The sequence below is a fragment of the Novosphingobium sp. BW1 genome (assembly GCF_008107685.1).
In the GTDB taxonomy this organism is placed as follows: Bacteria; Pseudomonadota; Alphaproteobacteria; order Sphingomonadales; family Sphingomonadaceae; genus Novosphingobium.
Genome location: NZ_VIRF01000088.1, coordinates 89,316 through 106,469 on the forward strand (window position 1 = coordinate 89,316; position 17,154 = coordinate 106,469).

The following is a 17,154-nucleotide window of genomic DNA, read 5'->3' on the forward strand; positions in this document are numbered from 1 at the left end:
ATCTTTCCTTGTCGTGTCGGCCAGAGCCGGTCAGGTTGCAGCTTGGCTGAAGCCGGGGGCGCTTAACCTAGGGATTGTCCTTGGCGTTACCAAGAGTTCAGCGTGGGAGAATGCCCCGGCAGACGTAGCCTAGCACCTTGCCCTGTGCGGTGTCCCATTGCAGCGCGCCGCTTTGCGATGAAGAGTTCGTGCCGCTTCCGATCGCGCGGCCATCGGGCGCGACGATCGACCAGCTCATGGTACGGTGGCGACCGCCCGCGCAATCGACGGCGCGTCTGTAGTAGAGCATGGTGCCCTTGGGGTAGGCCCCGCGCCGCGACTGGAGCACATTTGCCTCGATGTAGGTGCGGGTGTTCCCGGCGATCCGGATCGATCCCGTGTCGACGAGCACCGCGCGCCCCAGCGTGCGCTCGACATCGCGGGCGAAGAGGCGCTGCCACTGGCCCGGGGGCAGCGGGGCTGCGGCCAGGTTTGCGGGGAGGGTGAGTGCAACGACCGCCAGCGCGAGAGACACAGCCTTCACAGCGGGTTGCCGTTCTCGTCGCGGTAGATGTCGCGACGGCCGACGTGGTTGGCCGGGCCGACGTAGCCGTCGTTTTCCATGCGTTCCACCCACTTAGCTGCGGTGTTGTAGCCCACGCCCATCTGGCGCTGGAGCCAGGAGACCGAGACCTTCTGGTTTTCGAAGACGAGCTGGCAGACCTGGCGGTACTTGCGTTCCTCGGGCTGGTCGGAGGCGGTGGCGTCAAGGTCGTCGAAACCGAAGCTGCCTTCCTCGGGCTCTTCGGTCACGGCCTCGATGTATTCGGGCTTGCCCTGGCCGCGCCAGTGATCGGCGACGTGCTCGACTTCCTCGTCCGAGACGAACGGGCCGTGGACGCGCTTGATGGGGTCGGTGCTGGGCTTGTAGAGCATGTCGCCCTTACCCAGCAGCTGCTCGGCGCCCTGTTCGCCCAGGATCGTGCGGCTATCGATCCGGCTGGTAACCGCGAAGGAAATGCGGGTCGGCAGGTTGGCCTTGATGACGCCGGTGATCACGTCGACCGAGGGACGCTGAGTTGCCATGATGAGGTGGATGCCCGCCGCGCGGCTCTTTTGCGAGAGGCGCTGGATGAGCACTTCGATTTCCTTGCCCACGGTCACCATGAGGTCGGCGAGTTCGTCGACGATGAGGACGATCTGGGGCAGGACTTCGTAGTCGAGCTGGTTTTCCTCGTAGAGCGCCTCGCCCGTCTCGGCATCGAAGCCGGTCTGGACCCGGCGGCCGAGTGGCTCGCCCTTGGCGGCCGCCTTGCGGACCTTGTCGTTGAAGCCGGCGAGGTTGCGTACCGAAACCTCGCTCATCATGCGGTATCGCCGTTCCATCTCCTCAACCGCCCACTTGAGCGCGCGCACCGCCTTGGGCGGCTCGGTCACCACTGGCGAGAGCAGGTGGGGGATGTCGTCGTAGCTCTTGAGCTCGAGGACCTTGGGGTCGACCAGGATCAGGCGGCACTGCGCGGGCGTCAGGCGGTAGAGCAGCGAGAGCAGAATGGCGTTGAGGCCAACCGACTTACCCGAGCCCGTCGTACCGGCAACCAGAAGGTGAGGCATGGTGGCGAGGTCAGCAACGACGGGTTCGCCTGCGATATCCTTGCCCAGGATGATCGGAAGCATGCCCTTGTGGTGGGCGAAGGCCTCCGAGGCGACCATCTCCTTGAACGAAACCATCTGGCGGTCTGCATTCGGCAGTTCGATGCCCATGACGGTGCGCCCCGGGATCGAGGAGACGCGTGCCGAGATCGCGGACATGTTGCGCGCGATGTCGTCGGCCAGTCCGACCACGCGGCTGGACTTGATGCCGGGCGCGGGTTCCAGTTCGTACATGGTGACGACCGGGCCTGTGCGCACAGCCGTGATCTCACCCTTGACGTTGAAGTCGTCGAGCACGGTTTCGAGGAGGCGTGCGTTGCGCTCGAGGCTGAGCTTGTCGATTTCCCTGTCCGAGCCTTCGGGCGGATCAGTGAGAATGTCGAGCGCGGGCAGCTTGTATTCGTCGAACAGGTCGGTCTGGCTCGATCCCACGCCGATCTGTGCAGGCTTGGCCGCGCGCTGGCTGTCGACGATGGCAGGTGAACGGCGTGGGGCCGTGTCGGAAAGGCCGACGGCCGCGCCGCTGCGGGCGTCCTCGCGCACGGCCTTCGCCGGAGCGTCGGGCGTGAAGGGAAGGGCGTCCTCTTCCTCCTCGCGCGTCGCGCGGCCCTTGCGCCGTGCCTTGGGCGTACGCGGTTCCTTGCCTTCACGGGAGAAGCGCGAGGGGGAGGGCAGCACCTGGGGCAGGCGTCCGATGCGGCCGGGGAGCGAGAGCAGGCGCGCCCAGTCGAGCGCGAAGACGCGTCCGATGAGAGTGAGCCCCACGACGAAGAAGACAAGCGCGACGGCAATCTTGATCCAGACCACGGCGGCGGGCGGTGCCAGGCCAGCCAGCGCATCGACGAGGAAGGCGCCCAAGAGCCCGGACATGCCGCCCATCGAGGCGGGCAGAGTGCCGCCGGGCTCGGAAAACCACAAGGAAAGGACCGTCGTGATCAGCATCATTGCGACCACCAGCATGGCAACCGGCTTCCACCAGCGCTGGTTGGAAGGTTCGGCCTCGGCGTCCTCTTCCTCGACCAGCAGCCACAGCTTCCGGGCGAAGACATAGAGGAGCGGGGCGAAGAGCCAAGCGACGGGGCCGAAGTAGAACAGGAACTGGTCGGCTACCCAGGCCCCTACCGGACCCATCCAGTTCCGCACCTCACCGCCCGCGGCGGTCGAGGCGGACGGATCGGTCTGGCTGTAGGTTGCGAGCGCGGTGATCAGGAAGAGCATGGCGGCAAACAGCACCACGGCCCCGCCCAGTTCGCCCGCGCGACGTACCGAGCGCCGAAGCACGGCGCGCCAGTCCGGCTTGCCCGCGCGCTGTCCGGCGCCGATTGCCCGAGATGCCATGATCGAATTCCCGCGTATTGAAAATTGCGCCTTAAACCGCCCGATCATGCGCAGCCTGGGCGGTTTTCGTCAAGAACAGAGGGGGAATCAGGCTGTGGGCGGATGGCGCGAATCGCCGGAGAGGCCGTCGATTGCGGCCCAGCGTTCGATGCCCCGGGCCTGGGCGCGGCGGGCATTCATTCCCCCAAGTGCGATGACAGGGACATGCGCGCGCGCGGCGATTGCGCGAAAGCGCACGGGGCCCAGCACCTCCCCGGCCGGGTGCGAGCGCGTCACGAAGACGGGCGAAAGCAGCACCGCATCGGCGCGCGCGGCGTGAGCGGCGCGCAGTTCGGCGAGCGAGTGGACGGTGACGAGCCGAAGGCTCTGCCCGCCGGGTGCCAGCAGGCACGCGCGGCCATAGGCGCCGTCGGCCCCCCAGCGGCGTGCCTGCGCGACGGTTCCGGCCAGGATCACGGTATGGCCCTGGGCTCGCGCCGTCCGGGCAAGTCGGGTGAAGCGGGCACGCCGGGCCAGCTCGTCCAGGTGGTAGTGGCGGTAGATAAAGCCCGATCCACGCGGCAGGCAGGCCAGCGCGGGTTCCAGTTCGGCATCGTTGCGCGCATCGCTGATGAGCCAGAGCCGGGGAAGGGGGCTCGCTTGTGGCTTGCGCGGATTCGATGGGTGGCAGTTCGGCACGAGGACGCTATAGCAGCGCGCCATGAATGAGCCAGTCACTCCCCTTCACGAGGTGCGCGAAAGCATCGCGCACGCGGCCCGTATCGCCCAGCGCGAGACCTCGGGCATTGAACTCATCGCCATTTCCAAGACGCACGGTGTGGATGCGATCCGGCCGTTGATCGCGGAGGGCCAGCGCGTGTTCGGCGAAAACCGTGTGCAGGAAGCGCAGGAAAAGTGGCCCGAGCTGCGCGAGGACTACGCCGATCTGGTGCTCCACCTCGTCGGCCAGCTTCAGTCGAACAAGGCCGAGGACGCGGTCGCGCTGTTTGATTGCATCCACTCGCTCGACCGCCCCTCGCTGGTCAGCGCACTGGGCAAGGCGATGGCGAAGGCCGGGCGCAAGGTACCCTGCTTCGTGCAAGTCAATATCGGCGATGAGGACCAGAAGGGCGGCTGCGCCATTGCGGACGTGCCGGCGCTGCTGGAGGCCGCGCGCGAGGCCGAGATTCCGGTGATCGGCCTGATGTGCGTGCCGCCGCTCGGCATTGAGGCGGCGCCCTTCTTTGCGCTTCTCGCCAAGATCGCGCAGGACAACGGCCTCGACCAGCTCTCGATGGGCATGAGCGGCGACTTCGAGACCGCGATCATGCTGGGCGCGACCCACGTGCGCGTCGGCTCGGCGCTGTTCGGCGCGCGCGACTGAGCCGGAGCGCGCTCCTTGGCTGAGCGCCGGTTTAGCTGCGTGCGGTCAGGAGCGCGATTCCGAAGGCCACGAACAGGCCGCCGGTCAGCTTGTTGAAGAGGTTCTTGACGCTGGGGCGCTCCAGAACCTGACCCATCGAGCGCCCGCCCAGTGCATAGGTCATGTACCAGAAGCTCTCGATCACCGCGAAAGTGGCGAGCAGCACCGCGAACTGCGGGCCAGTGGGCTGTGCAGGGTCGATGAACTGGGGCAGCAGAGCCGCGGCAAATAGGATTGCCTTGGGGTTGCTCAGCGAAATCGCGAGGCCGCCCCGGTAGAGTGCCCCTGCACCGAGCCGTGCCGGGGGCAAGTTATTCTCGGCGACATCCAGCATGCCCGCCCGGGTGAGCCAGGCCTTGATCCCGAGGTACACGAGGTAAGCCGCGCCCGCATAGCGCAACGCCGTGAACAGTCCGGGCACCGCCACCAGCAGGGTCGACAGTCCCGCGACCGACGCGGTCAGCAGGATCATCAGCCCCGAAAGGCAGCCCGCCATCGCCGCGAACGTGCGCGCCAGGCCGAAGTCGACACTGCGCGTCAGGATATGCAGCATGTTGGGGCCAGGCGTGGCGCTGATCGCGAAGACGGTCAGGGCAAAGAGCCACCAGGTGTGGAGGGTCATTTCGAGAGTTCCGCGCAAACGACAACGCCGCGCCGGAGAGCGGATCCCCGGCGCGGCGCTGCGGCATGTGATGGGCTATCAGTTGGGCGTGTCGAGCTCGTTGCCCGTCAGGGTCACGATGTGCAGCAGGTTGGTCGAGCCCTTGGTGCCGAAGGGTACGCCTGCGAGCACCACCAGCTTGGTTCCGGCCGCGCCGAAGCCGTGGCGCAGCGCCATGCGCTTGCCCTTGGCGATCATTTCTTCAAAGGAGCCGATGTCGCGCGTCATCACCGTGTGCGCGCCCCACAGGAGGGCCCCGCGCCGGGCGGTTTCCTGGCTGGGGGTAAGCACCAGCATGGGGGCTGCCGGACGTTCGCGCGCGACGCGGCGCGCCGAGATGCCCGAGCCTGTGAAGACGATGATGCCTTCGATGGGGAGCGTGTCGGCGATCTGCGCGCACGAACCGGCGAGCGCGTCGGCGGTAGTCGCATCGAGTGGGGCCTTGGCGAGATGGATGCGCTCGCGGTAGGTGACATCGCTTTCCACCTTGACCGCGATGCGGTCCATGATGGTGACCGCTTCGACCGGCCAGTCGCCCGCCGCCGTCTCGGCCGAGAGCATGACCGCATCGGCGCCGTCGTAGACCGCGTTGGCGACGTCGGAGACTTCGGCGCGGGTGGGCGAGGGGCTCTTGATCATCGATTCGAGCATCTGCGTCGCGACCACGACCGGCTTGCCCCAGGCGCGGGTCTTTTCCACGATGTGCTTCTGGATCGGCGGCACTTCCTCGGGGAGGAGTTCGACGCCCAGGTCGCCGCGCGCGACCATGATGCCATCGGAAATCTCAATGATCTCATCCAGGCTCTCGACCGCGGCGGGCTTTTCGATCTTGGCCATGAGCGAGCCCTTGGGGCCCATCAGGCGGCGCGCTTCGGCCACGTCTTCGGGACGCTGTACGAAAGAGAGGCCGATCCAGTCCGCGCCTTGATCCATCGCGAAGTCGAGGTCGCGGCGATCTTTTTCGGTCAGCGCCGGGATCGGGACGAGCGCATCGGGCACGTTCACGCCCTTGCGGTCCGAGATCGGCCCGCCGACTTCGGCGCTGCACAGGATCTCGTCCGTTTCGGCCCGGATCACGCGCAGCTGCAGCTTGCCGTCGTCGATCAGCAGGCGCTGGCCCTTGGTTAGGATGCCGAAGAGCTCGGGGTGGGGCAGGCACACGCGTTCGTCGTTGCCTGGCGCAGGATCGCGATCGAGCGTGAAGTGCGCGCCATGCCTGATGAAGGCCTTGCCGCCTTCGAACGTGCCCACGCGCAGCTTGGGCCCTTGCAGGTCGCACAGGATCGCGATCGGACGCATCAGGTCCTTTTCCACCGCGCGCACGTTGGCGATGGTCTCGCGGTGGGTGTCATGGTCGCCATGGCTCATGTTCACGCGGAAGGCGTCGGCCCCGCGCTGGATCAGCTTGGCGATGGTCTCCTTGTCACGGCTGGCCGGGCCCAGCGTGGCCAGGATCTTGACCTTGCGCTGGCGCTTGATGCCACGGTGATGCGGAGAACGACGGTAGGGGATGCTTGCCAAGTTTTTTCTGCCTCTTTCGAAACCCGCCGCCCATATGGCAAAGGGTGGCTCCTAAACCAAGATCGAACGGCAGGAATATGGACGAGAAAGCAACGATAGACACGCTTGATGATGCAATTGCGGCAGCGGCGTTTCGCCGACTGGTGCATCATCTGCAACAGCGCCACGATGCCCAGAACATCGAACTCATGGGTTTGGCCGGCTTTTGCCGCAACTGCCTTGCCGACTGGATCCGCGATGCCGGCTTCGAGGGCGACAAGGCCGAGGCGCGCGCGGTGATTCATGGCATGCCCTTCGCCGAGTGGAAGGACAAATACCAGTCCGAGGCCACACCCGAGCAGCTGGCGCGCATGGAAGAGAGCCTGAAGAAGAACGCGCCGGGCCACTGAGCCCGCGGCGCGTCTGACCCCGGGGTCAGGCGTCTTCGGGCCCGATCTGCACGTCCTTGCCCAGCAGCGTCTTGATGTAGATACGCTGGACAAGGACGAAGGCGGTGATTGTGAGCGGGGAGGCGAGAAGAACGCCGAGGAAGCCGAACAGCATGCCCGCTGCCAGCACCGCGAAGAGCAGGATCGCGGGCGGGATGTTGACCGCCTGTTTCTGGATCATCGGCTGGAGCACGTTGCCCTGCAGCTGCTGCACCAGGAGATAGAGCAGGAGCGTCCACAGCGCCGTCATCGGCGAGACCGTGAAGGCGAGCAGTACGGCGGGGAAGCCGGCGATGACAGGGCCCAGCATGGGAATGACGTCGAGCAGGCCTGCCATGACGCCTAGGCCCGCGGCGGAAGGCACGCCAAGCAGTTCAAGCCCGATCCAGCTGAGGAGGGCAACCACGATGGAGGAGACGATCTGTCCCTTCATCCAGCCATTGAGGCCCATGCCCACATCGTCTAGCGCCTTGGCCGCTGTGGGTTCCGCGGCCTTGGGAATGAGCTTCAGTAGGCCGCGGCGGTAGAGGTCGGGATTGGCCGCCAGAAACACGGCTCCGGCCACCACCAGCACGAGGTTGGTCAGCGTGCTGCCCATGGTCAGGACATAGACGCCCGCCTGCGAGAAGATTCCTGAGATCTGCTCGCGCCCTTGTTCAAGGGCATTGCGCACCGTTTCGCCCAGGCCCAGGCTGTCCAGCAGGTCCTCGACGCGGGCGATGGCGCCCGGAATGGCGTCGCGGATCATGTCGAACTGGGCGGCGAGTTGCGCGCCGAAGAGGTAGAAAGCTCCGGCAAAGACACCGAGCAAGAGCAGCACGGCGAAGGTCAGGCAAATGCCCCGGCCCATTGGGGTGTGGCGGCAGATCACGCGGGTGATCGCATCGAAGACCACGCCCAATACGATCGCGGCAAAGACCAGCAGGAGGAAGCTGACCATGCGCACCAGCAGGAGGGCGACGCCGATGATCGCCAGCGCAGTGACGATTGCCATGGCAACTTTCGAAGGTGTCCAGTGCGGTGCGCTGTGGTGCGCGGTGGGGCCTTCCATGGCCGCTTCCCTTTCGTATTTTCCGTGGAGGTTCGAGGGGCAAACCACGGGGCCTTCTAGATGTTCCGGCAGGTGCGCTTCAGGCGGGCAGCAGACGGGCTCTGGAAAGATGGCTGACGAAGGCGGAACGCGCCGCTTCGAGAGTGAAAGCAAGCAGAGCCGTCTGGGCCAGCAACGAGGCCAAGATGAGAAGCGAGTGGCGTCCTGCGTAGATCCATTCCTGCGCAAGGTAGGTGCACAGGAATGGGTGGATCAGCCAGAGGGGAAGCGAATGCTGCCCCAGCCACGCGAGGGGCGCGCGGGACGCAGGCGTACGCCCGCACGCGATGAGGGAAGGGAGCGCCAACGGGCAGGCGACGATCAGAAAGGGGGTAAGTACCTTGGGAGCGGCGGTCTCGATAAGAAGGAAGCCTGCGCCAAGAACAAGCGATGCGCCCATCGCAAGGCGGCCAAGGTTAGCTCTACCCCTTGGCAGAGGCCGCATTTCCATGCGCGCGAAGGCCATTCCATACGCGAAAGGCAACTGCCAAATGAGCAGGTTCGTGAATGAGAAAAGCGCCGGATTGAGCTGGCGTCCGTCGAGAAACGCGCCGGACAGGAAGGCCAGCAGAGCCAGACCAATTAGCCAGGGCAACCGCTTGGTTAAACGGGCAAGAATGGGAAAGAGAAGGATGAGCGCCAGATAGGTTTGTGCGAACCACCATTCGTAAACGAGCGGCTTGCCCAGCGTGAAGAGCCCTTGCAGGCTTAGGTGCCCAGCGATGCTGGCAAGGCGCTCGTCGCCAGGCGTGAGAGAGGGCAAGGTCAGGACCAGCAAGCCCGCCAAGGCAAAATAGAAGGCGTATGTGCCGAGAAAACGTCCCGCCTTTCTGAGGTGCCGTTGCCATATGTCGGGCGCGGCGGCCCCTTGCATAAATCCGTAGCCGGAGAGGAAGATGAAGACCGCGACGCAGATCTTGCCGAGGCGTCCCACATGGTACTCCAGCGGCAAGGCTGCGAGCAAAGGTTCGAAAGAACTGGGCGGGCGGATCAGCGTGGGCAGGGCGAACAGGTGATGCGTGAACATCAGGAGGATGGCGATCCCCTTGATCGCGTTCGCATCGGCACGGGAAATGAGGGGCTGGTGCCCTCCGGCGAAGCCCTGATCCTGCGTTTGCTCAGGCGCGATACCGCAAGGATGTGCGCGAGCCACTGTGTCTTCCATCGCCACCCCCCGAAAGCGCGCATGTGATGGTGCAGGGTATGTCGGAGAGGGCGGTGCGCGGTATGCGAACTGCATCCGTTTTCGCGCACGGTGGGTCTTGAATAGGCTATCCACAGGATCACCTTTTGCGCAAAGGCGGCGCAGCGGCTATCAGCCGGCGCCCGTTCGCCTTGGCGACACCCGATTCTCAAAACTTCTTTCGGAGCTGAAATTCCATGGCCGAAACTGCCGACGACCGCCTTCGCCTGCTGATCGAACGCATCGAGCGTCTCGAAGAGGAAAAGAAGGGTATCTCGGACGACATCCGCGACGTGTACAACGAGGCCAAGGCTGTCGGCTACGACGTCAAGATCATGCGCCAGATCGTGCGCCTGCGTAAGATGAAGCCCGACGACCGTCGCGAGATGGACATGGTGCTCGAGACCTACCGCAGCGCGCTCGGTCTCGACTGATCCGGTTGGGAGCACCGGGGCGCTCGCCCCGGCGGCTCCTTACATTCCCGCGAGAAAGGCCAGCGCCATTGTCGCGGCATTGGCACCTGCGTGCTGGAGCATCCCTGCGCCCACGCCCAGTCTCTGGCGGGTATAGCCCAGCATGATCCCGGCCCACAGCTGGGGCAGCACCAGCAGCGCGGTCAGCGCCGAGGCGTTGCCGTAGTTGAAGATGTGAATCCCTGCGAAGACCAGCGCGGCCAGCCAGTAGATCACGGGGTAGCCGCTGCGGAACCATCCGGGCGCCGAACGAGGGCGTAGCGCGAACCAGCCCACCCCCGCGATGAGTGCCAGACCCAGCAGACCCCCGGCGATCCACAAGGGGCCAAGCCCATGGGCCTGCTCCGCAATCACGATGGCACCCAGAAGTCCGCTGCCCAGCAGCCACAGCGCGCGCGGGCGCCCGCTCTGCCACCCCCGAAACAGCACTTCCTCGATGATCGGCGCGGCAATCACCGTGACGGGCAGCAGCCATCCGGCTGGCAACTGGTCGAAGGCGTCGGGCGGCGTCAGGCCAAGCTGGCGCTGGATGAGCGCGGTCAGCGGCAGGGTGACCAGCAGCAGCACCGCTACATGCAGGGCATAGAGGACGCCCAGCACCTTCCAGCTGGAAAGGTGACGCAAACCTTCCGGCACGAGCACGCGCGGGCGGCGCACGAAGAGGGCAAGGTCGGCCAGAATGGCGGCGATGCCGGGCGAGGCGGCGTTTGCCAGGGGAACCGTTGGGCGTGTCATTGGCTATCTCCTGACCGATAGGTCCTTGCCAAAGCGTTGTGTTCCCGCTGCATTTCGGGAATGGCTTGGATCACGCACATAGATGGGAGCCTTGCCGATGATTGTCACCACCACGCCGCTTATCGAGGGCCAGCCTGTTCAGCAGTACTTCGGCATCGTAACCGGGGAAGTCATCGTGGGCGCCAACATCTTTCGCGATCTCTTCGCCTCGATCACCGATATCGTGGGCGGCCGCTCGGGCAAGTACGAGCAGGTCCTCCAGCGCGCCCGCAAGGAGGCGCTCGCCGAAATGGAAGCCGAGGCCGCGCGGCTGGGCGGTAATGCGGTGATCGGGGTCGACATCGACTACGAGACGATCGGCAAGACCGGCTCGATGTTGATGGTCAGCTGTTCGGGGACGGCCGTGCGGATTTGATCCGCGCGCGTCCCGGTCCTCGCCTGCCACTTAGGCGCTGACCCGGGCTTCCTCCTGGCACCGATCGAAGTCGGTACGCGCGGCATCGACCTGCGCCATGTTGTCGATCGTCCAGAGATAGAGCGCCTTGAAGGGCGGTAGGAGCGATTGGCCCAGTGGGGTCAGGCTGTATTCCACGGCCACCGGCGCTGCCGGAATTACCTGGCGCTTGACGAGGCCATTACGCTCCAGCTTGCGCAGGCATTGCGTCAGGGATTTCTGGGTCACGCCTTCCAGGTAGCGCTTGATTGCGTTGAAGCGTACCGGTCCGTGGTCGAGGACGGTGAGGACCATCATCGACCACTTGTCCGCGATCTGCTCGAACAGCTTGCGGCTGGGGCAGTCGACAGAGAAATGCTGGCACACGGGCATGGCGAAACTCGCAGGTAGACGGTTGGTCGAGGGGTGGTATCCTTGAGGATACCTGGCGAATTGAAGGTGCGTTCTTGAACTCAGGTATCAAAGATATACCTAGGCGGCTCTTCGAGCAATCTCTCCCCCGATCCTTGTTCCGATGGAGCCTCTCCCATGAGCACATCCGCCACCGACATCCTGTTCCAGCCCTTCCAGCGCGGCGGCCTCGAACTTGCCAACCGCATCGTCATGGCACCCATGACTCGCTCGTTCGCCGAAAATGGCATCGTCGGCCCTGAGCAGGCGGCCTACTATGCACGTCGGGCCGAGGGCGGGGTGGGCCTGATCCTCTCCGAAGGGACCGTGATCGACCGCCCCAATTCGCGCAACGAGCCGGGCATTCCTTTCTTCCACGGCGAGGACGCGCTCACAGGCTGGAAGGGCGTGCTGGATGCGGTCCACGCCGCAGGTGGCCGCATGGGCCCGCAAATCTGGCACACCGGCTCCACGCGCGGCATGAGCGGCTGGGAGCCGGAAACCCCGGTCGAGAGCCCTTCGGGCCTCGTCGGTCCCGGGGATCCGCGCGGCAAGGCCATGAGCGAAGAGGACATCGCCGACACCGTTGCCGCCTTTGCGCGGGCCGCGGCCGATGCCAAGCGCCTGGGCTTCGACACGGTCGAACTTCATGGCGCGCACGGCTATCTTATTGACCAGTTCTTCTGGGACGGCACCAACCATCGTGAGGATCGCTATGGCGGCGCGACGATTGCCGAGCGTTCGCGTATGGCCGCCGAAGTAGTCGCGGCCGTGCGCGAGGCGATCGGCCCGGACCTTCCGCTTATCCTGCGTCTCAGCCAGTGGAAGCAGCAGGATTATACGGCGAAACTTGCCACCACGCCTGCCGAAATGACATCCTGGCTGGCTCCGCTCGTTGATGCGGGCGCGAATGTTCTGCACTGCTCGCAGCGCCGCTTCTGGGAGCCCGAGTTCCCCGAGATCGACGGCGAGCAGGGCCTGAACTTCGCTGGCTGGGCCAAGAAGCTCACCGGCGCGACCACGATCAGCGTCGGCTCGGTCGGCCTTTCGGGCGAATTCCTTGCTGCGTTCGGGGGCGAGACGTCCAAGGCTACGGGCCTTGAGCAACTGACCGCGCGCATGGAGCGCGACGAGTTCGACCTCATCGCCATCGGCCGTGCGCTCATTTCCAACCCCGACTGGGTCGCCAAGGTGCGCGGCGGCGATGCGGACGGCCTCAAGGGCTTCGATCCGGCCGCGCTCGCCGAATTGGTCTGAGCGCAGAAGGGCGAAGAAGACGTTTCCAACAAAGGGCCATCGCCCATGAGCCCTTACCTGCGTGCTTCACTTTCTGCGCCACGCTGGCCGGCGTAAGGTGAGGCAGGCAGTTTGGAGAGCCCGAGGGCTTCCGGAAACATCTTCCTGAATTGCCCGCCGGTCCCGGCGTTTCCGAGACCTTTGCCGGGATTGCGCTTCCCAAAGCGGGCAGTGTCGCCCTGCATGAGGCGATAGGCTTCACGTTGGTGGGCATTTACCGCGAGGTTGGCTGGAAACCGGGCGCCTGACGCGACGTGGGATAGTGGCAAGTGTTGCTCTAGGGCGTTCGCTTGTTGTAAGGGCGCCCGACCAGATTTTCCAACGGACTCGCCCCGTACCGCCGCGCGCTGGCCTTCTTGAGGTCTGGCAGCCTGGGAGACACGCGGCGGGCACAAGACAAGAGCGGACCCGATGGCAGGCCATTCCAAATTCAAGAACATCATGCACCGTAAGGGTGCGCAGGATAAGAAGCGCTCGGCGCAGTTCAGTAAGCTGAGCCGCGAAATTACCGTGGCCGCCAAGATGGGCATGCCCGATCCGGACATGAACCCGCGCCTGCGCGCCGCGGTCAACGCCGCCAAGGCGCAGTCGATGCCCAAGGACAACATCCAGCGTGCCATCGACAAGGCCTCCAAGGGCGATGCCGAGAACTACGAGGAAGTGCGCTACGAGGGCTACGGCCCGGGCGGCGTCGCGCTCATCGTCGAGGCGCTGACCGACAACCGCAACCGCACCGCCACCAACGTGCGCACCGCTTTTGCCAAGAACGGCGGCAACCTGGGCGCGAGCGGCGCCGTTTCGCATGGCTTCGAACGCCTCGGCCTGATCGAGTACCCGGCAAGCGTCGGCGATGAGGAGAAGGTCCTCGAAGCTGCGATCGAGGCCGGCGCCGACGATGTCGAGAGCGACATGGGCGATGGCGACGAAAACCCGGGCAGCCACGCGATCTGGTGCGCGCCCGAAGCGCTCCACGAAGTTGCAGGCGAACTCGAGAAGGTGCTGGGCGAAGCTGAAGGCGTGAAGCTGGCCTGGCGTCCTAACATCAAGGTTGATGCCGACGAGGGAGTTGCGAGCACGCTGCTCAAGCTGGTCGACACGCTTGACGACGACGACGATGTCCAGACCGTCTGGGGGAACTACGAGATCTCCGACGAAGTCATGGAAAAGCTGGGCTGATCTGGCCCAGACCGGGCTGCGAAAGGCCGTCGACTGCGCTGCCGGTGCTCACATGCTGAAGCACGCTGCGCGCCAGTTCTCGTCGACGACCTCTCTCGCTCTGGCCTGAACCAGATCTCTGGATCGACAGAACGGGGCGTTTGCCGGCATGATCATCATCGGGCTCGATCCCGGTCTTACCTGCACGGGCTGGGGCGTGGTTGCCAAGAGCGGCAGCCGTCTCAGCCACGTGGCCAACGGGCAGATACGCACCAACGCCAAGGCCTCGATGGCCGAGCGGCTGTTCGAACTCGACAGCGCGCTGCTTGACGTGATCCTCCACCATCGGCCTGATACCGGCGCGGTGGAGGAGGTCTTCGTCAACGTGAACCCGCAATCGACGCTGAAGCTGGGCCAGGCGCGCGGCGTGGCCATGCTCGCCATCGCGCGCGCGGGGCTGCCGGTGGCTGAATACTCCACCAAGATCGTCAAGAAAGCCCTCGTCGGCACTGGCGGGGCGGACAAGAAGCAGATCCAGCATATGCTCAAAGTGCTGCTGCCCGGCGTCCAGCTTGCGGGCGAGGATGCCTCGGACGCGCTCGCTGTCGCGATTACCCACGCCAACATGCTGGGAAGCCATCGCTAAGCGGTGCCGGTTTGGACTGGCCATGGGATGGCCTTCCTGCCATAGGAACAAACCATGATCGCGAAGCTGACTGGATTGCTGGATGACACGGGCCCCGACTGGGCCGTGATCGATGTAAACGGCGTGGGCTATCTGGTCCACTGCTCGGCGCGCACGCTCGACCATCTGGGTATCCGGGGCGACAAGGTCGTGGTGCACACCGAGATGCAGGTCTCCGAGACCGACCAGCGCCTGATCGGATTTACCTCAGCGGCCGAGCGAAACTGGTTCCGCCTCCTTACCGCGGTACAGGGGGTGGGCTCGAAGGTCGCGCTCGCGATCCTTTCGGCCCTCACCACCGAGGAGCTCCAGCGCGCCTGCGCGGGCGGGGACAGCGCCATGGTCGCGCGCGCCAATGGGGTCGGCCCCAAGCTTGCGACGCGCATCGTCAACGAATTGAAGGAGAAGGCGGGCGGTATGCCGGTCGCGCCCGGATCGCCGGGCATTGCCGCCTCGGACGCGGCGAGCCCTGTCGGTTCGTCCAGTACGGACGCCGTCTCCGCGCTCCAGAACCTGGGCTTCAAGCCCGCCATCGCCAGCACCGCGGTCGCGCAGGCTGTGGGCGAACTGGGCGAGGATGCCGGGCTCAACGACCTCGTGCGCGTGGCGCTGAAGAAGGCGGCGGGGTGAGGCGCGCGTCGTTTCTCCTGTCGGCTGTGGTCGCGCTGCTTCCGGCTGCGACGATTGCGGCGCCTGACGCTCGCACAGGCCCCGTCTTTACCGAGTACGGACGTACCTTTGTCGTCGAGCCGGACATGCCGATCCCGGCCGATGCCGAATTCAAGGTTGCCTTCGATATCTCGATGGCGGCGCCACCGGGCGAGGTGAACCGCCATATCGACAGCGCGGCGCGCTTCATCAACATCCAGGTGGCCACCGGTGTGCCGCGTGAACGCATTCACGTTGCGATCGTCGTGCATGGTCCGGCAGGCGCCGACCTGCTTGCGGCTGAGGCGTACGCTGCGCGCCATAGCGGGACGAAGAGCGCCAGCGCCCCGCTGGTCCGCGCGTTGCTCGACCAAGGCGTGCGGGTGATCCTGTGCGGGCAGAGCGCGGCGGCCATGGACCTTGCCAGGGCCGATCTCATTCCCGGCGTGGAGCTGGCGCTTTCGGCCATGACCGCCCACGCCCTCTTGCAACAGGACGGCTACACGCTGAACCCCTTCTGATGACCGACAATCCCATCCTCTCGCCCGCGACGCAGCCCGAAGACGCCGATGCCGCGCTGCGCCCCAAGACGCTGTCCGATTTCGTTGGGCAGGAGGCGGCCAAGGACAACCTCCACGTCTTCATCGAGAGCGCCAAGTCGCGCCGCGAGGCGATGGACCACACGCTCTTCTTCGGCCCGCCCGGGCTGGGCAAGACGACGCTCGCCCAGATCGTCGCGCGCGAGCTGGGCGTGGGTTTCCGCGCCACCTCGGGCCCGGTGATCGCCAAGGCGGGAGATCTGGCTGCGCTGCTCACCAATCTGGAACACGGCGATGTCCTTTTCATCGACGAGATCCACCGCCTCAATCCGGTGGTGGAGGAAGTGCTCTACCCCGCGATGGAGGACCGCGCGCTTGACCTCATCATTGGCGAGGGCCCATCGGCGCGCTCGGTGCGCATCGACCTGCCACCTTTCACCCTGATCGGCGCGACGACCCGCCAGGGCCTGCTCCAGACCCCCTTGCGCGACCGTTTCGGCATCCCGGTGCGCCTGCAGTTCTACACCGTGCCCGAGCTGGAACACGTGGTGACGCGCGGCGCGAACCTCTTGGGCATCGGTATGGACAAGGGCGGGGCGACCGAGATCGCGCGCCGTTCGCGCGGGACCCCCCGCGTGGCAGGCCGGCTCATGCGCCGCGTACGCGACTTTGCGCATGTCGCGGGCTCGGACGTCATCACCCAGGCAATCGCGGACGACGCGCTGACCCGGCTCGATGTCGATTCGATCGGCCTCGACATGCAGGATCGGCGCTACCTGACGATGATCGCGGATATCTACAAGGGTGGTCCGGTGGGCGTGGAGACGCTCGCCGCGGGCCTCTCCGAGCCACGCGACACCATCGAGGAAGTGATTGAGCCCTACCTTATCCAGCTGGGCCTTGTGGCGCGCACCGCGCGCGGACGCTGCCTCAACGACCGGGGCTGGCAGCACCTGGGCCTGACGCCTCCGGCAGGGCCGCAAGGCGGGCTTTTCGATTCGTCGGCAGGCCCCCTGTCCGATTGAAATCACGCAGGACAGGCGGGGGCGAGCGTTTACGCTTGCCCCCGGAACAAGTCCCGTTTCGAAACACATGGTTAGAAAGAGCCACGTAATTGCGCGATAATTGGCGGGATTCGGACAAAAACACGGTTAACGCCGTTGCCCTGTTAACGTCTCTCTGCCTTGAGTGTGCTAGCAACCGTATTCGAGCAAAGTATCCGGGAGGGCCGTAGCCAGCCAGTCCGAAAGGGCTGCAGGACCTGCGCAGAGAGCAACGTATATGTCGATCCGTACTGCCATTGCCAAACTGTCCGCCTGCGCTGCGGGCTGCGCTGTGATCGGCGGGGGCGCGGTGCACGTTGCCGAGACCCAGTCGGAGACGACCGAGTATCGCAAGCTCAAGCAGGCGAAGGTCGCTCGTCCGGCAAAGCGCCTCAGTCCCAAGGAAAAGCCGCGCACCACCCGCCGCGTGCGCGAGATTGTGAAGCCGCCCGAGGACCCGCCCCTGGCGATGCGCCAGGGC

General features: G+C 65.5%; 20 protein-coding genes and 1 pseudogene. 12 read left to right on the top strand and 9 right to left on the bottom strand.

What is annotated here, in order from left to right; genetic code table 11:
- Positions 1-97 precede the first annotated feature (97 nt).
- The 3 genes from FMM79_RS16795 to FMM79_RS16805 form a co-directional block, all read right to left on the bottom strand.
- On the bottom strand, positions 98-523 hold the full coding sequence (locus tag FMM79_RS16795) for a hypothetical protein (RefSeq protein ID WP_148628588.1): 426 nt from the start codon (positions 521-523) through the stop codon (positions 98-100).
- Positions 520-2,970: a DNA translocase FtsK gene (locus FMM79_RS16800; protein WP_148628589.1), complete on the bottom strand. Its 2,451-nt coding sequence runs from the start codon at positions 2,968-2,970 to the stop codon at positions 520-522. The genes FMM79_RS16795 and FMM79_RS16800 overlap by 4 nt, the downstream gene beginning before the upstream one ends.
- 87 nt (positions 2,971-3,057) lie before the next feature.
- Positions 3,058-3,672 carry a thiamine phosphate synthase gene (locus FMM79_RS16805; RefSeq protein ID WP_148628590.1) on the bottom strand — a complete coding sequence of 205 codons (615 nt, stop codon included), beginning with the start codon at positions 3,670-3,672 and terminating at the stop codon, positions 3,058-3,060.
- Between FMM79_RS16805 and FMM79_RS16810 the strand changes: the two genes are divergently transcribed.
- Positions 3,671-4,333 carry a YggS family pyridoxal phosphate-dependent enzyme gene (locus FMM79_RS16810; RefSeq protein ID WP_148628591.1) on the top strand — a complete coding sequence of 221 codons (663 nt, stop codon included), beginning with the start codon at positions 3,671-3,673 and terminating at the stop codon, positions 4,331-4,333. The genes FMM79_RS16805 and FMM79_RS16810 overlap by 2 nt on opposite strands.
- Positions 4,334-4,364: 31 nt before the next feature.
- Here FMM79_RS16810 and FMM79_RS16815 read toward each other — a convergent pair whose 3' ends face one another.
- Both FMM79_RS16815 and pyk read right to left on the bottom strand, forming a co-directional pair.
- The gene (locus FMM79_RS16815; RefSeq protein WP_148628592.1) at positions 4,365-4,994 is read right to left on the bottom strand and encodes a LysE family translocator; all 630 of its coding nucleotides are present in this window, start codon (positions 4,992-4,994) and stop codon (positions 4,365-4,367) included.
- Between the two features lie 78 nt (positions 4,995-5,072).
- On the bottom strand, positions 5,073-6,554 hold the full coding sequence (gene pyk / locus FMM79_RS16820) for a pyruvate kinase (RefSeq protein ID WP_148628593.1): 1,482 nt from the start codon (positions 6,552-6,554) through the stop codon (positions 5,073-5,075).
- Positions 6,555-6,631: 77 nt separating this feature from the next.
- Between pyk and FMM79_RS16825 the strand changes: the two genes are divergently transcribed.
- Positions 6,632-6,943 (top strand): DUF1244 domain-containing protein, encoded by a 312-nt coding sequence (locus FMM79_RS16825; protein WP_084591942.1) that lies wholly within the window; start codon positions 6,632-6,634, stop codon positions 6,941-6,943.
- 25 nt (positions 6,944-6,968) lie between these two features.
- Here the strand turns inward: FMM79_RS16825 and FMM79_RS16830 are convergent, their stop codons facing one another.
- The gene (locus FMM79_RS16830) at positions 6,969-8,033 is read right to left on the bottom strand and encodes an AI-2E family transporter (RefSeq protein WP_148628594.1); all 1,065 of its coding nucleotides are present in this window, start codon (positions 8,031-8,033) and stop codon (positions 6,969-6,971) included.
- A 79-nt stretch (positions 8,034-8,112) separates the two neighbouring features.
- The gene (locus FMM79_RS16835; RefSeq protein ID WP_162528535.1) at positions 8,113-9,225 is read right to left on the bottom strand and encodes an acyltransferase; all 1,113 of its coding nucleotides are present in this window, start codon (positions 9,223-9,225) and stop codon (positions 8,113-8,115) included.
- Positions 9,226-9,452: 227 nt separating this feature from the next.
- On the opposite strand from FMM79_RS16835, the gene FMM79_RS16840 reads away from it, so the two are divergent.
- On the top strand, positions 9,453-9,689 hold the full coding sequence (locus tag FMM79_RS16840) for a DUF2312 domain-containing protein (RefSeq protein WP_039389019.1): 237 nt from the start codon (positions 9,453-9,455) through the stop codon (positions 9,687-9,689).
- 39 nt (positions 9,690-9,728) lie between these two features.
- On the opposite strand, the gene FMM79_RS16845 is transcribed toward FMM79_RS16840, so the two are convergent.
- Positions 9,729-10,463, bottom strand: a complete 735-nt coding sequence (locus FMM79_RS16845) for a type II CAAX prenyl endopeptidase Rce1 family protein (RefSeq protein ID WP_148628596.1) — start codon at positions 10,461-10,463, stop codon at positions 9,729-9,731.
- A gap of 97 nt (positions 10,464-10,560) precedes the next feature.
- On the opposite strand from FMM79_RS16845, the gene FMM79_RS16850 reads away from it, so the two are divergent.
- Positions 10,561-10,878 (top strand): heavy metal-binding domain-containing protein, encoded by a 318-nt coding sequence (locus tag FMM79_RS16850; protein WP_148628597.1) that lies wholly within the window; start codon positions 10,561-10,563, stop codon positions 10,876-10,878.
- 30 nt (positions 10,879-10,908) lie between these two features.
- Here FMM79_RS16850 and FMM79_RS16855 read toward each other — a convergent pair whose 3' ends face one another.
- Positions 10,909-11,289, bottom strand: coding sequence for a helix-turn-helix domain-containing protein (locus tag FMM79_RS16855; RefSeq protein ID WP_148628598.1), 381 nt, complete (start codon positions 11,287-11,289; stop codon positions 10,909-10,911).
- Between the two features lie 156 nt (positions 11,290-11,445).
- Between FMM79_RS16855 and FMM79_RS16860 the strand changes: the two genes are divergently transcribed.
- The 8 genes and pseudogenes from FMM79_RS16860 to FMM79_RS16895 form a co-directional block, all read left to right on the top strand.
- Positions 11,446-12,564, top strand: coding sequence for an NADH:flavin oxidoreductase (locus FMM79_RS16860; RefSeq protein ID WP_148628599.1), 1,119 nt, complete (start codon positions 11,446-11,448; stop codon positions 12,562-12,564).
- Positions 12,565-12,713: 149 nt separating this feature from the next.
- Positions 12,714-12,851 (top strand): hypothetical protein, encoded by a 138-nt coding sequence (locus FMM79_RS16865; protein WP_205466704.1) that lies wholly within the window; start codon positions 12,714-12,716, stop codon positions 12,849-12,851.
- A 163-nt stretch (positions 12,852-13,014) separates the two neighbouring features.
- Positions 13,015-13,779 carry a YebC/PmpR family DNA-binding transcriptional regulator gene (locus FMM79_RS16870; RefSeq protein WP_148628600.1) on the top strand — a complete coding sequence of 255 codons (765 nt, stop codon included), beginning with the start codon at positions 13,015-13,017 and terminating at the stop codon, positions 13,777-13,779.
- Positions 13,780-13,927: 148 nt separating this feature from the next.
- Positions 13,928-14,404 (top strand): crossover junction endodeoxyribonuclease RuvC, encoded by a 477-nt coding sequence (gene ruvC / locus FMM79_RS16875; RefSeq protein WP_148628601.1) that lies wholly within the window; start codon positions 13,928-13,930, stop codon positions 14,402-14,404.
- A 54-nt stretch (positions 14,405-14,458) separates the two neighbouring features.
- Positions 14,459-15,073 carry a Holliday junction branch migration protein RuvA gene (gene ruvA / locus FMM79_RS16880; RefSeq protein WP_148628602.1) on the top strand — a complete coding sequence of 205 codons (615 nt, stop codon included), beginning with the start codon at positions 14,459-14,461 and terminating at the stop codon, positions 15,071-15,073.
- Positions 15,070-15,612, top strand: coding sequence for a DsrE family protein (locus tag FMM79_RS16885; protein ID WP_148628603.1), 543 nt, complete (start codon positions 15,070-15,072; stop codon positions 15,610-15,612). The genes ruvA and FMM79_RS16885 overlap by 4 nt, the downstream gene beginning before the upstream one ends.
- Complete coding sequence (ruvB, locus tag FMM79_RS16890; protein ID WP_148628604.1) at positions 15,612-16,655, top strand: Holliday junction branch migration DNA helicase RuvB; 1,044 nt, start codon at positions 15,612-15,614, stop codon at positions 16,653-16,655. Before FMM79_RS16885 ends, ruvB begins: the two co-directional genes overlap by 1 nt.
- Positions 16,656-16,911: 256 nt before the next feature.
- Positions 16,912-17,154: pseudogene (locus tag FMM79_RS16895) on the top strand (PEP-CTERM sorting domain-containing protein); the annotation flags it as partial.

What these genes read in the sequence shown, in the direction of transcription:
- ruvA (WP_148628602.1), top strand. Translation starts at nt 14,459, where the DNA reads ATGATCGCGAAGCTGACTGGATTGCTGGATGACACGGGCCCCGACTGG.
- FMM79_RS16855 (WP_148628598.1), bottom strand. Translation starts at nt 11,289, where the DNA reads ATGCCCGTGTGCCAGCATTTCTCTGTCGACTGCCCCAGCCGCAAGCTG.
- FMM79_RS16810 (WP_148628591.1), top strand. Translation starts at nt 3,671, where the DNA reads ATGAATGAGCCAGTCACTCCCCTTCACGAGGTGCGCGAAAGCATCGCG.
- FMM79_RS16860 (WP_148628599.1), top strand. Translation starts at nt 11,446, where the DNA reads ATGAGCACATCCGCCACCGACATCCTGTTCCAGCCCTTCCAGCGCGGC.
- FMM79_RS16815 (WP_148628592.1), bottom strand. Translation starts at nt 4,994, where the DNA reads ATGACCCTCCACACCTGGTGGCTCTTTGCCCTGACCGTCTTCGCGATC.
- FMM79_RS16870 (WP_148628600.1), top strand. Translation starts at nt 13,015, where the DNA reads ATGGCAGGCCATTCCAAATTCAAGAACATCATGCACCGTAAGGGTGCG.
- FMM79_RS16800 (WP_148628589.1), bottom strand. Translation starts at nt 2,970, where the DNA reads ATGGCATCTCGGGCAATCGGCGCCGGACAGCGCGCGGGCAAGCCGGAC.
- FMM79_RS16825 (WP_084591942.1), top strand. Translation starts at nt 6,632, where the DNA reads ATGGACGAGAAAGCAACGATAGACACGCTTGATGATGCAATTGCGGCA.
- FMM79_RS16840 (WP_039389019.1), top strand. Translation starts at nt 9,453, where the DNA reads ATGGCCGAAACTGCCGACGACCGCCTTCGCCTGCTGATCGAACGCATC.
- ruvC (WP_148628601.1), top strand. Translation starts at nt 13,928, where the DNA reads ATGATCATCATCGGGCTCGATCCCGGTCTTACCTGCACGGGCTGGGGC.
- FMM79_RS16850 (WP_148628597.1), top strand. Translation starts at nt 10,561, where the DNA reads ATGATTGTCACCACCACGCCGCTTATCGAGGGCCAGCCTGTTCAGCAG.
- FMM79_RS16845 (WP_148628596.1), bottom strand. Translation starts at nt 10,463, where the DNA reads ATGACACGCCCAACGGTTCCCCTGGCAAACGCCGCCTCGCCCGGCATC.
- ruvB (WP_148628604.1), top strand. Translation starts at nt 15,612, where the DNA reads ATGACCGACAATCCCATCCTCTCGCCCGCGACGCAGCCCGAAGACGCC.
- FMM79_RS16805 (WP_148628590.1), bottom strand. Translation starts at nt 3,672, where the DNA reads ATGGCGCGCTGCTATAGCGTCCTCGTGCCGAACTGCCACCCATCGAAT.
- FMM79_RS16830 (WP_148628594.1), bottom strand. Translation starts at nt 8,033, where the DNA reads ATGGAAGGCCCCACCGCGCACCACAGCGCACCGCACTGGACACCTTCG.